This window comes from Neoroseomonas eburnea, assembly GCF_018129005.1.
Lineage (GTDB): Bacteria > Pseudomonadota > Alphaproteobacteria > Acetobacterales > Acetobacteraceae > Neoroseomonas > Neoroseomonas eburnea.
The window spans coordinates 70539-85469 of sequence record NZ_JAAEDL010000005.1 but is presented as its reverse complement, the minus strand read 5'-3'; the positions used below and the strand labels follow the sequence as shown (position 1 = coordinate 85469).

Annotated in this window: 13 protein-coding genes; 9 read left to right on the top strand and 4 right to left on the bottom strand. The window is 71.3% G+C overall.

Annotation, left to right across the window (positions count from 1 at the left end):
• Window positions 1-8 precede the first annotated feature (8 nt).
• Window positions 9-608 (top strand): glutathione S-transferase N-terminal domain-containing protein, encoded by a 600-nt coding sequence (locus tag GXW74_RS06875; RefSeq protein ID WP_211845739.1) that lies wholly within the window; start codon window positions 9-11, stop codon window positions 606-608.
• A gap of 127 nt (window positions 609-735) precedes the next feature.
• Here the strand turns inward: GXW74_RS06875 and GXW74_RS06870 are convergent, their stop codons facing one another.
• Window positions 736-1449 (bottom strand): creatininase family protein, encoded by a 714-nt coding sequence (locus GXW74_RS06870; protein WP_211845738.1) that lies wholly within the window; start codon window positions 1447-1449, stop codon window positions 736-738.
• Window positions 1446-3038, bottom strand: a complete 1593-nt coding sequence (locus GXW74_RS06865; protein ID WP_211845737.1) for an ABC transporter substrate-binding protein — start codon at window positions 3036-3038, stop codon at window positions 1446-1448. The genes GXW74_RS06870 and GXW74_RS06865 overlap by 4 nt, the downstream gene beginning before the upstream one ends.
• Window positions 3039-3055: 17 nt before the next feature.
• On the opposite strand from GXW74_RS06865, the gene GXW74_RS06860 reads away from it, so the two are divergent.
• From GXW74_RS06860 to GXW74_RS06840, 5 genes are all read left to right on the top strand, one after another.
• Window positions 3056-4102 carry an ABC transporter permease gene (locus GXW74_RS06860; RefSeq protein WP_338148168.1) on the top strand — a complete coding sequence of 349 codons (1047 nt, stop codon included), beginning with the start codon at window positions 3056-3058 and terminating at the stop codon, window positions 4100-4102.
• Window positions 4099-4959 carry an ABC transporter permease gene (locus tag GXW74_RS06855; RefSeq protein WP_211845736.1) on the top strand — a complete coding sequence of 287 codons (861 nt, stop codon included), beginning with the start codon at window positions 4099-4101 and terminating at the stop codon, window positions 4957-4959. Before GXW74_RS06860 ends, GXW74_RS06855 begins: the two co-directional genes overlap by 4 nt.
• Window positions 4956-5927, top strand: coding sequence for an ABC transporter ATP-binding protein (locus GXW74_RS06850; RefSeq protein WP_211845735.1), 972 nt, complete (start codon window positions 4956-4958; stop codon window positions 5925-5927). The genes GXW74_RS06855 and GXW74_RS06850 overlap by 4 nt, the downstream gene beginning before the upstream one ends.
• Window positions 5924-6904, top strand: coding sequence for an ABC transporter ATP-binding protein (locus GXW74_RS06845; protein ID WP_211845734.1), 981 nt, complete (start codon window positions 5924-5926; stop codon window positions 6902-6904). Before GXW74_RS06850 ends, GXW74_RS06845 begins: the two co-directional genes overlap by 4 nt.
• Window positions 6905-7109: 205 nt before the next feature.
• Window positions 7110-8723: a GMC family oxidoreductase gene (locus GXW74_RS06840; RefSeq protein ID WP_338148167.1), complete on the top strand. Its 1614-nt coding sequence runs from the start codon at window positions 7110-7112 to the stop codon at window positions 8721-8723.
• A gap of 12 nt (window positions 8724-8735) precedes the next feature.
• On the opposite strand, the gene GXW74_RS06835 is transcribed toward GXW74_RS06840, so the two are convergent.
• On the bottom strand, window positions 8736-9068 hold the full coding sequence (locus GXW74_RS06835; protein ID WP_246523016.1) for an FKBP-type peptidyl-prolyl cis-trans isomerase: 333 nt from the start codon (window positions 9066-9068) through the stop codon (window positions 8736-8738).
• A gap of 225 nt (window positions 9069-9293) precedes the next feature.
• Window positions 9294-10616, bottom strand: coding sequence for a C69 family dipeptidase (locus GXW74_RS06830; RefSeq protein ID WP_211845731.1), 1323 nt, complete (start codon window positions 10614-10616; stop codon window positions 9294-9296).
• 143 nt (window positions 10617-10759) lie between these two features.
• Between GXW74_RS06830 and GXW74_RS06825 the strand changes: the two genes are divergently transcribed.
• From GXW74_RS06825 to GXW74_RS06815, 3 genes are all read left to right on the top strand, one after another.
• On the top strand, window positions 10760-12364 hold the full coding sequence (locus tag GXW74_RS06825) for a GMC family oxidoreductase (protein ID WP_211845730.1): 1605 nt from the start codon (window positions 10760-10762) through the stop codon (window positions 12362-12364).
• 17 nt (window positions 12365-12381) lie between these two features.
• A complete protein-coding gene (locus GXW74_RS06820; RefSeq protein ID WP_211845729.1) occupies window positions 12382-13977 on the top strand; it encodes an ABC transporter substrate-binding protein in 1596 nt (531 codons plus the stop codon).
• An 89-nt stretch (window positions 13978-14066) separates the two neighbouring features.
• Window positions 14067-14846 carry an enoyl-CoA hydratase-related protein gene (locus GXW74_RS06815; RefSeq protein ID WP_211845728.1) on the top strand — a complete coding sequence of 260 codons (780 nt, stop codon included), beginning with the start codon at window positions 14067-14069 and terminating at the stop codon, window positions 14844-14846.
• Window positions 14847-14931: the final 85 nt, after the last annotated feature.

Sequence of the window (14931 nt, the reverse complement as noted above, 5' to 3'; positions counted from 1 at the left end):
CCCCGCCCATGAAGCTCGCCTACTCGCCCGCCAGCCCCTACGTCCGGAAGTGTCATGCCTGCGCCATCAAGCGCGGCATCGACGGGCGGATCGAGCTGTGGAAGATCGGCACCACCGACCCGGCGCTCGCCGCGGTGAACCCGCTGTCGAAGATCCCGACGCTGATCACCGATGACGGGACGGTGCTCTACGACAGCCCGGTGATCTGCGAATACCTCGACAGCATCGGCGACGCGCCGAAGCTCTTCCCGGCCGAGGGGCCGGCACGCTGGAAGGCGATCACCCAGGCGGCGCTGGCCGACGGCATCCTCGATGCGACGCAGCCGCGCCGGCGCGAGGTCGCGCTGCCGCAGGACGAAGGGCGCCGCACCTATATCGAGACGCAGCAGGCCAAGGTCTCGCGCGCGCTCGATGCGCTTGAAGCGGAGGCCGACAGCCTCGGCATGCTCGATACGGTGGGCGAGATCGCGATCGGCTGCGCGCTCGGCTATCTCGACTTCCGCTATCCGCACGAGCCCTGGCGGCCTGGGCATCCGAAGCTGGAGGCCTGGTACGCGAAAGTCCTGGACCTGCCGCCGCTCGCGCGCACCATGCCGCCGGCGGGCTAGGCGACGAAGGGCGAGGCTCCGCCTCGCGCTCCGCTCGGGGGCGCCGCCCCGAGACCCCCGCCAGGGGACCGGGTCCCCTGGACCTCCGGTACAAGGGGCCGCCGTGCCGGGGAAGATGCCGCCTGCGTCAGGCGGAAGGGCCGGGCCACGGCCCTTCCAGCGCGGCGCGCGTCTCCTCCACGCCAACAGCCCAGATGCGCGCCATGACGTCGTCGGGCATCTGCCAGGGGCCGCCATAGCTGCCGTCGCCGAGCGCTGCCCGCACCTGCGCGGGCGCGCTCGCCTTCAGCAAGGCCATGTCCGCGGCAGACTTCGACCCTTCCGGCGCAGGCGCGCTGGCGAGCCGCGTCCACGGAAAGTTCTCCATCCAGTTGCCATGGCTGCCGGAAGGGTCCGCCGCCATCGCCGCGGCCCAGGTGCGCGGCGCGTTCCACCAATTGTGGAACCTGATCGAGAGCGCGGGATTCTCCGCCATCAGCTCCTGCGCCAGCGCGCCGACCGGCGCATTGCCGCCATGGCCATTGACCATGAGGATGCGGCGGAAGCCCGCCCGCGCGACGGAGGCCACCAGGTCCCGCGCGACCGCGAGCAGCGTCTCGACCCGCAGCGAGACGCTGCCCGGAAAGGCGGCGAAGTACGGCGCCAGCCCGAAGGGCATCGCCGGATAGACCGGCACGCCAAGCGGCTCGGCCGCCTCCACGGCGACCCGCTCGGCCAGGATGGCATCGACGCAGAGCGAGAGCTGCGCATGCTGCTCCGTGCTGCCGAAGGGCAGCACGCAACGGTCGTCGTGGCGCAGATACGCCTCGACCTGCATCCAGTTGAGATCGGCGATCCTCACCGCGCGACCGGCGTTACGTCCCAGGCGTAGGTTTCCTCGTCGCTGCGGCCGACGCGCAGGGTCACGCGGTCGCGCCGCATCGCCCAGGCGGAGCCGACGGCGGCGATCGGGATCACGACGCGCTCCGCCATGAACAGCGCGCCCACCTGCTGCAGCAGCTCCCGCCGCTTCGCCTCGTCGAGCTCGACATTGGCCGCCTGGATCAGCCGGTCGATCTCGGGGTTCGAATAGCCGTACCAGTTGAAGGCGCCGAGGCGCAGCTCGCGGTTGTTGGTGTGCGCATTCGCCGAGTAGTAGTAGTTCGCCTCGCCGGTCAGCGTGCCCCAGCCGGCCATGATGTTGGAGAGCTCGCCGCGCGCACGGGCGGGGAAGATCACCGCCGCGGGCTGGCCGGCTGCCTGCACCTCGATGCCGACCCGCGCCAGCATCTGCGCCATCGAGGTGCCGACGCCGTTGTCCCCCGGCAGGCGGTTGTTGGTGAAGTTCAGCACCATGCGGAAGCCGTTCGGATAGCCGGCCTCGGCCAGGAGCTGCCGGGCGCGCGCCACGTTCGGCGTCGGGATCTGGATGGCCGGATTGTAGCCGAAGATGCCCGGGGTCACCATCTGGCTCTGCGGCGTGCCCATGCCCTCCATTGCCACTTCCGCCAGCGCGCGACGGTCGAGCGCGAGGTCGATCGCCTCCCGCACGCGCGGATCGCGATAGGGGTTGGCGGCGAGGCGCGAGCCGTCCCGCGCCGTCACCTGCGGCGTCGTCTCGCGCTGGTCGAGCGCGAGGTTGAACACGTAGACCGTCTCGGCCTTGAGCACCGTCATGTTGCGGTCGCGCTCGAGCGTCGGCACGTCGGCGGCGGGCACGCGGACGATCATGTCCACCTGGCCGGTGCGCAGCTGCGCGACGCGCGCGGCGGGGTTGGCGATCTCGCGCCGGACATGCCGGGCCCAGGCGGGGCGGCCGCCCCAGTAGCCGTCGTTGCGCTCCACCGTGAACTGCTCCCGCGGCGTCCAGGAGCCGAAGCGGTAGGGGCCGGTGCCGATCGCCGCGCGGCCGCTGTTGAAGGCCTCGTTGGAATTCTCCGGCGTCAGCCCCGCGGTGGCGCGGGCGGAGACGACGAAGAGGCGGATGAAGTCATTCGGCAGGGTGGGCGCCGGGCCGTCGGTGATGACCTGGATGGTGTGCGGATCGACGATCCGCACCTCCTGCACGCGGCGCACGTAGATACGCGTCGGGTTCGGGCCGGACAGGGTCTGCATCCGGCGGATCGAGGCGGCGACATCCTCCGCCGTCATGTCCGAGCCATCGTGGAACGTCACGCCGCGGCGCAGGCGGAATTCCCAGGTGGTCGGGTTCACGATGCGCCAGGATTCCGCGAGGCCCGGCTCGATCTGCAGCCGGTCGCCCGAATGGGTCAGCGTGTCGAAGACATGCTTCAATGCCTCCGAATGCGTGCCGGTGGCGGTGTAGTGCGGGTCGATGCTCTCCGGCCCGGCGATGGCGCCCATGGTCAAGGTCTGGGCGGATGCTGCGCCGGCGAGCAGCGCACTGGCGGCAGCGGTGGCAAGCGCGAAGCGCCGGATATCGCTCAACATGGCCGGTTGTTCTCCCGTTGAAGCATCCTGTCGGCGGGATGCTGGAATGCCTTGCGCCCGGTGTCCACTGCCCGATACTCGGTGCGATGCTCGGCTACGTCATCCAGCGCCTCCTCCAGGCCGCTCTCGTCATGCTGGCGATGTCGGCGCTGGTCTTTGCCGGCGTCTACGCGATCGGCAATCCGATCGACGTGCTGATCTCCCCGGATGCGACGCAGGACATCCGGGCGGAGGCGATCCGCCGCTACGGCCTCGACCTGCCGCTGTGGCAGCAGTACCTGGCCTTCCTCGGCCGGCTGCTGCGCGGCGATTTCGGGCAGTCCTTCGTCTTCGGCATGCCGGTGCTCGACCTCATCCTCTCGCGCCTGCCGGCGACGCTGGAACTGGCGCTGGCGGCGGTGCTGATCGGCACGCTGCTCGGCGTGCCGCTCGGCATCCACGCCGGCTACCGGCCGGACAGCGCGCTGTCGCGCGCCATCATGGCGGTCTCGGTGCTCGGCTTCTCGGTGCCGACCTTCTGGGTCGGGCTGATCCTGATCCTGACCTTCGCGGTGAACCTCGACTGGCTGCCGGCCGGCGACCGCGGCCCGACGCTGGAGGTATTCGGCGTCGGCTGGTCCTTCCTGACGCTCGAAGGCCTGTCCTTCCTGCTGCTGCCGGCGCTGAACCTCAGCCTGTTCAAGCTGGCGATGATGATCCGCCTCTCCCGCGCCGGCACGCGGGAGGCGATGCTGACCGACACGGTGAAGTTCGCCCGCGCCGCCGGCCTGTCGGACCTGACCATCCTGCGCCGGCACGTGCTGCGGCTGATCTCGATCCCGATCGTCACCGTCTTCGGGCTGGAACTCGGCTCCACCCTGGCCTTCGCGGTGGTGACGGAGACCATCTTCTCCTGGCCCGGCGTCGGCAAGCTGATCATCGATTCCATCACCTCGCTCGACCGGCCGGTGATGGTCGCCTACCTCGTGCTGGTCGCCTTCCTCTTCGTCACCATCAACCTGGTGGTGGACCTGTCCTACGCGCTGCTCGACCCGCGGCTGCGGCGCGGCGGGGCGGCGGCATGAGGGCCTTCTGGCGCGAATATGCCGAGAACCGGGTCGCGCTCGCCGCGCTGGCCGTGGTGCTGGCGATCGTCTGCGCGGCGCTCGCCGCGCCGCTGCTGGCGCCGCAGGATCCCTACGACCTCGCCAGCCTGGACCTGATGGACGCGCGCCGGCCGCCGGGCTTCGTCGGATCCTCCGGCTATGCGCATCTGCTGGGGACGGATGCGCAGGGGCGCGACCTGCTCTCGGCGATCCTCTACGGGCTCGGCATCTCGCTGCAGATGGGGCTTGCCGCCGGCACGGTGGCGCTGACCGTCGGGGCGGTGCTCGGCATCCTCGCCGCCCAGGCCGGCGGCTGGGTCGAGACGGCGATCATGCGCGTGGTGGACCTGCAGCTCTCCTTCCCCGCCATCCTGCTGGCGCTGGTGCTGGTCGCCGTGCTCGGCCAGGGCAAGACGCAGCTCGTGATCGCGCTGGTCGCCGCGCAATATGCCTATTTCGCCCGCACCGCCTACGGCGCCGCCAGCGCCGAGCGGCGCAAGGACTATGTCGAGGCCGCCGCCGCGACGCCGCTCTCCACCGCGCACATCGTCTTCCGCCACGTGCTGCCGAACGTGCTGCCGCCGCTGATCGTCGTCGGCACGGTGCAGGTGGCGAACGCGATCTCGCTGGAGGCGACGCTGTCCTTCCTCGGCCTCGGCCTGCCGCCGACCGAGCCCTCCCTCGGCATGCTGATCGCCAACGGCTTCCAGTACATGATGAGCGGCCGAACCTGGATCTCGGTCTATCCAGGCATCGCGCTGATCGTGCTGATCGTCGCCATCAACCTGGTGGGCGACCAGCTTCGCGACCAGACCAACCCGAGGCTTCGCCGATGACTGCGCCGCTGCTCGAGGTCGAGGGGCTGCGCACGCATTTCCTCACCCGGGCCGGGGTGGCGAAGGCGGTGGATGGCGTGTCCTTCGTGCTCCAGCCGGGGGAGATCCTCGGCCTGGTCGGCGAAAGCGGCTCGGGCAAATCCGTCACCGGCTTCTCGCTGATCGGCCTGGTGGACCCGCCCGGGCGGATCGTCGGCGGTTCCATCCGCTTCGCCGGCCAGGAATTGGTCGGGCTGCCGGCGGAGCAGATGCGCGCGCTGCGCGGCCGGCGCATCGCCATGGTCTTCCAGGACCCGCAGGCGACGCTCAACCCGGTGCTGACCATCGGCACGCAGATGGCGCTCGCCCTGCAGGCGCATGACCGCGTCTCCGACCGCGCGGCGGCGGAACGCGCCGCCACCATGCTGACCCGTGTCGGCATTCCCGATGCCGCCGCGCGCCTTGGCAATTATCCGCATGAATTCTCCGGTGGCATGCGCCAGCGCGTCGCCATTGCCATGGCGCTGCTGAACGGGCCGGAACTGATCATCGCCGACGAGCCGACGACCGCGCTCGACGTCTCCATCCAGGCGCAGATCCTGCACGAGATGAAGGCGCTGGCGGCGGAAAGCGGCACGGCGCTGATCTGGATCTCGCACGACCTCGCCACCGTCTCCGCCCTCGCCCATCGCGTGCTGGTCATGTATGCCGGCCGCATCGTCGAAAGCGGGCCGGTCGGCGCGGTGCTGCGGGCACCGCTGCACCCCTACACGCGCGGGCTGCTCGACAGCCTGCCGGCGATGACCGAGCCGGGGCGGCGGCTGCGGCAGATCCCCGGCACGGCGCCCTCCCTGCTCGCCCTGCCGCCGGGCTGCCCCTTCGCGCCACGCTGCCCGCGCGCGGACGCCGCCTGCACCGCGCCGCCGCCGCGCGTCGATCACGCCGAACGCCGCGCCCTCTGCCATCATCCGCTGGAGGCGGCGGCGTGAGCGACATCGTCCAGGCCAGCGCGCTGACGCGGCGCTTCGACCCGCGGCTGTCCCTCGGCGACCGCATCGCCGCCGCCTTCGGTGCGCGGGTCGAAACCCGTCCGGTGCGCGCCGTCACCGATGTCTCCTTCGCCATCCGCCAGGGCGAGACGCTCGGCCTCGTCGGCGAATCCGGCTGCGGCAAGTCGACCCTCGGCCGCATGGTCGCGGGAATCCTGCCGCCGAGCGCCGGCGACCTCCGCATCGACGGCGAGCCGGTGATGCGCCACGGCCGCAAGACCACGACGCGCATCCAGACCGTCTTCCAGGACCCCTTCGCCTCGCTGAACCCGCGGCGGCGGATCGGCGCGACGATCAGCGAGGGCCCGATCGCCCATCGCCTGATCCGGCGCGCCGAGGCCCCGGCCTTCGTCGCCGACTGGCTGGCGCGCGTCGGCCTCGATCCCGCGGTGGCGACGCGCTTCCCGCACCAGTTCTCCGGCGGCCAGCGCCAGCGCGTCGCCATCGCCCGCGCGCTGGCGATGCGCCCGGACATCCTGGTCTGCGACGAGCCGGTGGCCTCGCTCGATGTCTCGATCCAGGCGCAGATCCTGAACCTGTTCCTGGACCTGCGGGAGGCGCTGGGGCTGACCTGCCTGTTCATCTCGCACGACCTGTCGGTGGTGCGGCATGTCTCGCATCGCGTCGCCATCATGTATCTCGGCCGCATCGTGGAGATCGGGCCGGCCGCGCAGGTCTATGCGGCGCCGCGCCACCCCTACACGCAGGGCCTGCTCGACAGCGTGCCGAAGCTGCGCCTCGACGCGGAGGATGTCTCCTTCCAGCCGATCGCGGGGGAGCTGCCCTCGCCGCTCTCGCCGCCTTCCGGCTGCGCCTTCCATCCGCGCTGCCCGCGCGCGACGGATCTCTGCCGTGCGCAGCGGCCGGAACTCGCGCCGCATCCGGGCGAGGTCGCCGTCGCCTGCCACCACGCCTAGTATCCGCGGCACGAATTCTTGACTCGCGCCGAGGCCGCGAATGCGGCCCGCCGGCAGTCCGGCGAAGCCCTGCATTGCGCCCGGCGACCGAGGGCAGGAAGAGCCTCATGCCAACGGCCGCGAAGCGCGGCCGATGGTACGGGGGGGCTGTCAGCGCCATCGGTTCGGCTATCCTCCCCGCAACGACCAAGAGGGGAATGGAACCGTGACCGACAGCGTCCGAGAGGCCGACTATGTCATCCTGGGCGGGGGCTCCGCCGGCTGCGTCATGGCGGCGCGGCTGTCGGAGGACCCGGGCGCCAGGGTGGTGCTGCTGGAAGCCGGCCCCTGGGACCGCAACCCCTGGATCCACATCCCGATGGGCTTCGCGCGGCTCTACGTGACCAAGAAGTTCGACTGGAACTACCAGACCGAGGCCGAGCCCGAGCTCGGCGGCCGTCAGGTCTACTGGCCGCGCGGGCGCGTCATTGGCGGCTCCGGGAGCGTCAACGGCCTGGTCTTCCTGCGCGGCTCGCCGCGCGACTACGACCGCTGGTCGCAATCCGGCGCACGCGGCTGGTCCTATGAGGACTGCCTGCCGGCCTTCCGCAGGCTCGAGACCTTCGCCGGGCCGGAGAGCGAGTACCGCGGCAAGGACGGTCCCGTGCAGGTCGGCGAGGTGCCCGAGCCCTCGCCCGGCTGCCGCGCCTTCGTCGAGGCCTGCACGCGGCTCGGCTTCGAGCGCAACCCCGACAACAACGCCGCCTGGTTCGAAGGCGTCGCGCCGAACCAGCTCAACGTCCATCGCGGCTGGCGCTGGAGCCCGGCGACGGCCTACCTCAAGCCCGCGCTCGGCAGGTCCAACCTCGCGGTGCACACCGAGCGCGTCGGGCAACACGTGCTGATCCGGGACGGGCGCGCCGTGGGCGTCGTGGCGCGCGGCCCGCAGGGCGACGAGACCTGGCTCGCCCGGCGCGAGGTCATCCTCTGCGCCGGCGCGATCGAGAGTCCGAAGCTGCTGATGCTCTCGGGCATCGGCGACGGCGCCGCGCTGCAGGCGATGGGCATCCCGGTCGCGGTGCATGCGCCGGAGGTGGGGAAGAACCTGCAGGACCATTTCATGGTCCGCTTCGCGTTCCGCACCAGGCCTTGCGGAACGCTGAACGAGATCATGGCGAACCCGGTGCGCGCGGCCGGCCTCGGCCTCGGCTGGTTCCTGCGGCGCAGGAACCAGATGGCGGTGGGTGCCTCGGAAGCCAGCCTGTTCGCCCGCGTGCTGCCGGGCTCAGAGGAGCCGGAGGTGCAGTTCCAGTTCGTGAACTTTTCCCTCGGCGACCAGGGCACCTCGTCGAGCTCGCTCGCCAAGCACCCCGGCTTTACCTTCAATTTCTGCGTCTGCCGCCCGGACAGCCGCGGCGAGCTGACCCTGCGCGCGCCGAGCGCGGAGGTGAAGCCGGTGATCCGCGCCAACTACCTGACCGCCGCGTCCGACATCCGCATCATGCTGGAAAGTGCCAGGCTTGGCCGCCGCATCGCTGCGACGGAGCCCTTCGCGGGACTGATCGAGGAAGAACTCTCCCCCGGCCGCGCGACGGCGAGCGACGAGCAGATGCTCGACTACATCCGCGGCGCCGGCACCACCGTCTATCACCCCTGCGGCACGAACCGGATGGGCGCGGATGATCGTTCGGTGGTGGACCCGGAACTGCGGGTGCGCGGCGTGCGCGGCCTGCGGGTCGCGGATGCCTCGGTCTTCCCGCTGGTGCCTTCCTCCAACATCCACCCGGCGGTGCTGATGCTGGCGGAACGCGCGGCGGAGATCGTCCGCCGCGCGGCGTAGGGCGCGTCGCGGTCAGCCGACGGCCAGAAGTTCCACCTCGAAGAGCAGCGTCGCATTCGGCGGGATGACCCCGCCGGCGCCACGCGCGCCGTAGCCCTGCTCGGGCGGGATCACCAGCGTGCGCTCCCCGCCCACCTTCATGCCGGCAAAGCCATTGTCCCAGCCGGCGATCACATGCCCGGCGCCGAGTTCGAAGGAGAAGGGATCGCCGCGGTCGCGGGAGCTGTCGAACTTGCGCCCCTTGTTGTCCGGCGCCGCCGGGTCGAAGAGCCAGCCCGTGTAGTGCACGGTGATGTGCTGGCCCGGCGTCGCCTCGGCGCCCGTTCCGATCTTCGTGTCCGTCATGTGCCGGTCTCCCATGGCGTTGATTCGCGGTTGGTACAGCCAAGCCGAAGCGGCCGCCATCCCCCGCGCGGGCTCATGCCAACGGTCGGCATTCGCGACCGCTGGCATTCGTCCTTTCGCGGCCTTACGCGCCGGGAGCAAACCTACGTCCTGCTCGGCTTCGCCGGACCACCGGCGGCGTGCCTTCGGGCACCCGGCATGAGCCGAGGCCTCACGCCGACGGCTTCAGGCCACCGACCGGCGAGACGCCTGCCGCGCCAGCGCGTCATGCGCCGTCCAGGAGGACCGGTGGTCCACCGGCACATCGGCGAGCGGCGCCGCCTGAGGCCAGGCTGCTTCGATCGCGTCGGCCTCCCGCCAGCAGGCGGCGACGGCACCGGCGGGGTCGCCGCCCGGGCGAAGCGCCTCCTCGATGCGGGCGGCGAAGCGGGCCTCGGCGGCGTCGCGCGCCGCGGCGATGGTCGCGAGCCAGCCGGCGAAATCGCCGGTCGTGGCGGCGCGGTGCAGCGCCTCGTGCCGCCACCAGCGGCTGGCGGGATCGGCCTGGTCGGTCGGCGAAGGGCCGTGCGGAGGGATCGCGATGCCCGGCAGCAGCGGGCGGAAGATCGCGGTGCAGGGCGCCGAGGCCGCCGTCACCCAATGCACCGCGCGGCCATCGGCGCGCAGCTCCGACACCATCGAGGCGACGGTCTGGCCGCGCCGCTCTCCCTCGCCGGCATGCATGCAGATGGTACGGCCGATGGTATGGGCGGGATGCCAGTCCGCCCCGGCGCCCGCGCCGTGGTCGCGCAGCGCACGCATCATGTCGGCGCGGGTGAGAGCACCGGTGCGCGCCCGCAGCAGCGTCGTCGCGCGGTCGCAGCGCAGCCGCCCGCGGGAGACCGCATCGCGCGCCTCATTCAGGTAGCGCGCAGCGAGATCGAAGCCGGCCAGCCCGCCCTCCCCCGCCTCCGCGACCAGCGAGGCGCTCGCGCGCTCGATGCCGCCGCGGCCGATCGACAGCGCGTTGGAGATGGCGCGGATGCCCGCGACGCGCTCCACCGCCCAATGGCGGCCGATGGTCTCGATGACGAAGGCCTCGCGCGCATCCGCGACGAGGAAGCCGTTGTCGTAGAAATGCTCGTGCAGATGGCCGCAATCGCCGCCCTGGCCGTGCGCCTCCAGCAGCGTCGTGATGACGTCGACCGCCGCGGCCGCGCTCGATGCGCGCTCGAGCCCGAGGCGCACCAGGTCCATGCCGATCAGTGCCGGCTCGCGCGACGGCGGGATGGTGGCGAAGACCGCCTCATTGCCGATGACGACGCCATGCTCATTGGCGCCGATCTCCGCCCCCCAGCACCAGAAGGGGCGGGAGAGCAGCACGGCATGCGTCTCCGCGGCCTGCGGAATGGTGATGTAAGTGCAACGAAGAGCTGCCCCGGACGCATGGCGCGCGCGCGCGTGCCACTCGATCGGCTGCGCCTCGTTCCTCTCGCGATCGCTGTTCTTCGCGAAAAGCACACCGCCATCGGCCGTCGCCGGCGGCAGCGCCACCATCGTGTCGCACATCGCTGATCTCTCCTGCCGCAATCTTCGCAGCCGTCGGGCTCCGTGCCAATATCGGCGCGGCGTGGAGTGCGCGATGGACCCGGTCATTCAATTCACCCGCGCGCTGCCTCGGCGGGCGGCGCGCGCCGCCTGCGAGGTTCCTCATGGCCGATGACGTCATCGAGGCCGACTACGTCGTCATCGGCGCCGGCAGCGCCGGCTGCGTGCTGGCCTCGCGGCTGTCCGAACGGCCGGACGTCTCGGTGGTGCTGGTCGAGGCCGGGCAGCGCGAACGCATCGGCCTGACGCGCCTGCCGGCGGCGCTGATGCGCACCATCGGCAACCCGCGCTACGACTGGGCCTACCGGTCCGAGCCCGACCCGACGCGCAACGGCCAGTTCGAGGACTGGCCGCGCGGCAAGGTTCCCGGCGGGTCTTCCGCCATCAACGGCATGATCTTCATCCGCGGCGCGGCGGCGGATTACGACGCGTGGGAATCGCTCGGCTGCGCCGGCTGGGGCTGGCGCGACGTGCTGCCGCTGTTCCGCCGTCTGGAGACCGCCGACGCGCCGGACAACGGGACCCGCGGCGGCATGGGTCCGCAGCGCGTCTCGGCGCTGAGCTGGCGGCACCCGGTCTCGGCCGATTTCATCGCCAGCGGAATCGCCGCCGGCATCCCGGCGAATGACGACCTGAACGGCGCGTCGCACGAGGGTATCGCCTGGAACCAGGGCTCGACGCGCAACGGGCTGCGGCATTCCTCCTTCGACGCCTTCATCCGGCCGAATCTCTCGCGTCCCAATCTGCGCGTGCTCGATGGCGTGCTGGTGGAACGCATCACCTTCGCCGGCCGCCGCGCCACCGGCATCGCGGCGCGGCGCGACGGCGGCGCGGTGACGATCCGCGCACGGCGGGAGGTCGTGCTGACCGCGGGCGCGATCAATTCGCCGCACCTGCTGATGCTCTCCGGCATCGGCGAGGCGACGGAGCTCGCGCGGCACGGTATCGCACCCGTGGTGGAAAGCCCCGAGGTCGGCCGCAACCTGATGGAGCATCCCGGCCTCTACGTGCAGGCCGAGATGACGGTGCCGACGGTAAACGCTGAGGCCGCACCGCTGCGCGCCGCCTGGCAGTTCCTGCGCTGGGCGGCGGGCCGGCCTTCGCCCTTCGGCATTCCGACGGCGCAGGTGCTCGCCTTCCTGCGCAGCCACCCGGGCGCGGTGGAACCGGACCTGCAGTTCCACCTCTTCCCCTATGGTTCCACGCTGAAGAACGGCAAGCGCATCATTCCGCGCACCAATCTCGCGACCATCCTGGTCAATGTGAATCATCCGCGCTCGCGCGGGCGGCTCGCGCTGCGCTCCGCCGATCCGGCGGCGCCGATCGCGATCCATCCGCGCCTGCTGGAGGACGAGCAGGACATCGAGACGCTGCTGCGCGGCCTCGACTGGGTGCGCCGCATGGCGACGACGCCACCCTTCGGCCCAAAGGTGAAGGAGCTCATCGGCGTGCCGCCGGCCGATACGGGGCGGGAGGCGGACATCGCCTTCCTGCGCTCCGCCGCGCGCCCCTTCTACCACCCGGCCGGCACCTGCCGCATGGGCGCGGATGCGGGGGCGGTGGTGGCGCCGGACCTGCGCGTCAACGGCGCCGAGGCGCTGCGCGTCGCCGACATCTCGATCTTCCCGCGCCACATCGCGGGGAACACCAATGCCACCGCGCTGATGATCGGCGAGAAGGCGGCGGAACTCATCACGACCGGTTCTTGACGGAGGAACGTAAGACCATGTTCGGACACTGGACGCGCCGTGCGGCGCTGGCAGCCGCGATCGCGGCACCGATGGCGGGCAGCGCGCTCGCGCAGGTTCCCGCGGGGCAGCAGCCCGCCAGCCAGATCACCGCGGTGATGCAGGCCGATGTGCGGATCATGGATCCGCATGTCTCGACCGTCTACATCACGCGCAACTTCGCCTACATGCTATGGGACACGCTGTTCGCCATGGACAGCCAGGGCAACATCCGCCCGCAGATGGTGGAAAGCCACACCGTCTCCGACGACCGGATGACCTGGACCTTCACCCTGCGCGAAGGCCTGAAGTTCCATGACGGCCAGCCCGTCACCTCGGCCGACGTCGTCGCCAGCCTGCGGCGCTGGGGTCCGGGTGATGGCCTCGGGCGGCACCTGATGGCGGCGACGGCGTCGCTCGACGTGGTCGATGCGCGGACCTTCCGGCTGGTGCTGAACCGGCCCTTCGGGCTGGTGCTGGACGCGCTCGGCAAGCCGTCCTCGCTGGTGCCGGCGATCATGCCGGAACGGCTTGCGCAGCGGCCGCGCACGGAGCAGAACAGCGAGCTGATCGGCTCCGGGCCCTTCGTCTTCCGCCGTGACCTGTCGGTCTCCGGCGCGACGCAGGTCTTCGACCGCTTCCGCGACTACCGTCCGCGCGAGGAACCGGCGGACTTCCTCGCCGGCGGCAAGCGCGTGCATGTCGACCGCGTGACCTGGCGCGTCATCCCCGATGCGGCGACGGCCGCGAACGCATTGACCACCGGCGAGGTCGACTTCATCGAGATGCCGGCCTTCGACCTGCTGCCGCTGCTGCGCCGCAACCGCGGCGTGCGCGTGGTGCCGCTGGCCGGACCGAACATGTGGCAGGGCTTCGTGCGCGTGAACTCCGCGGCCGGCCCGTTCGCCGACCCGGCGGTGCGCCGCGTGCTGATGATGGCGGTGGACCAGTCCCAGGGGCCGCAGGCGCTGGGCGCGACCGGCGACCTGGCGCTGGCGCAGTGCCTGTCCTTCTGGATGTGCGGCGGCGCGCTGGAGACGACCGCCGGCAGCGAGATCGCCGCGCGCCCCGATGTCGCCCGCGCGCGGGAGGCGCTGCGCCAGACCGGTTATCGCGGCGAGCCGGTCGTCATCATGCAGGCGACGGACATCGACGCGCCGCGCGTGGGCAGCGAGGTCGTCGCCGCCCGCCTGCGCGAGGTCGGCTTCAACGTCGAGCTGCAGGCCATGGACTGGGGCACGGTGGTGGCGCGCCGCGCGCGGCGCGATGCCTCCTGGTCGCTGTTCGGCGTGCATGCGCAGGGCTTCGACCTCTCCTCGCCGCTCACGCATTTCTATATCGGGACCAACTGCCAGGACTTCCCGGGCTGGCACTGCGACGAACGGCTGAACCCGCTGCTCGAACGCTTCGCCCAGGCCGCGACGCTGGAGGAGCGCCGCGCCATCGCCGCCGACATCCAGCGCATCACCTATGAGATCGTGCCCGCGGTGGTGTGGGGCCAGTTCACCCAGCCGATCGCCTACCGCACCTCGCTCGAGGGCGTGATCCCGAGCGGCATCCCGGTGTTCTGGAACATCCGGCGCGCCGCACGCTGACCGCAAGGCGGGGCCGAGGCACCCTCGACCTCGGTCCCGCCTTGCTTCAGGCTGCGTCGCAAGACGCAGACAATCGGGGGAACGCCGCCATGACGGAATACCGCTACTGCCAGGTCCAGGACGAGGGCCGGCTGCGCATCGTCACGCTCAACCGCCCCGAGGTGATGAACGCACTGCACAGCGAGGCTCACCACGAGCTGGAGAAGGTCTGGGACGAATTCGCCGCGAACCCCGACCTCTGGGTCGCCATTGTCACCGGCGCCGGCGACCGTGCCTTCTCCGCCGGCAACGACCTCAAGGTGCAGGCCGCCGGCAAGCGCGGCCCGACGCCGCCCTCCGGCTTCGCGGGGCTCACCCTGCGCTTCGACCTGGACAAGCCGCTGATCGCCGCGGTGAACGGCATCGCCATGGGTGGCGGCTTCGAGATCGCGCTCGCCTGCGACCTGATCATCGCGGCGGAGAACGCCGTCTTCGCGCTGCCGGAACCGCGCGTCGGCCTGATCGCGGGCGCGGGCGGCGTGCACCGCCTGCCGCGCATGATCGGGCAGAAGCAGGCGCTCGGCATGATCCTGACCGGGCGGCGCGTCTCCGCGCAGGAAGGCAGGACGCTCGGCTTCGTCAACGAGGTGGTGCCGCAGGGCCAGGCGCTGGATGCCGCGAAGCGCTGGGCAGCGACGATCCTCGAATGCTCGCCGCTGGCGGTGCGAGCGTCCAAGCAGGCGGTCTATGCAGGGCTGGACGAGCCGACGCTGCGCCAGGCCATTGCCACCATGTACCCGGCGCAGCAGCGCAATCGCGACAGTGAGGACTACATCGAAGGGCCGAAGGCCTTTGCGGAGAAGCGCAAGCCGAACTGGCAGAACAAGTGATCGAGGGGGCGCTGCCCCCTCGAACTCCCCCGCCAGGGGACACGGTCCCCTGGACCCGCGGTGACTCAAGTATCGGTTTCCAAAG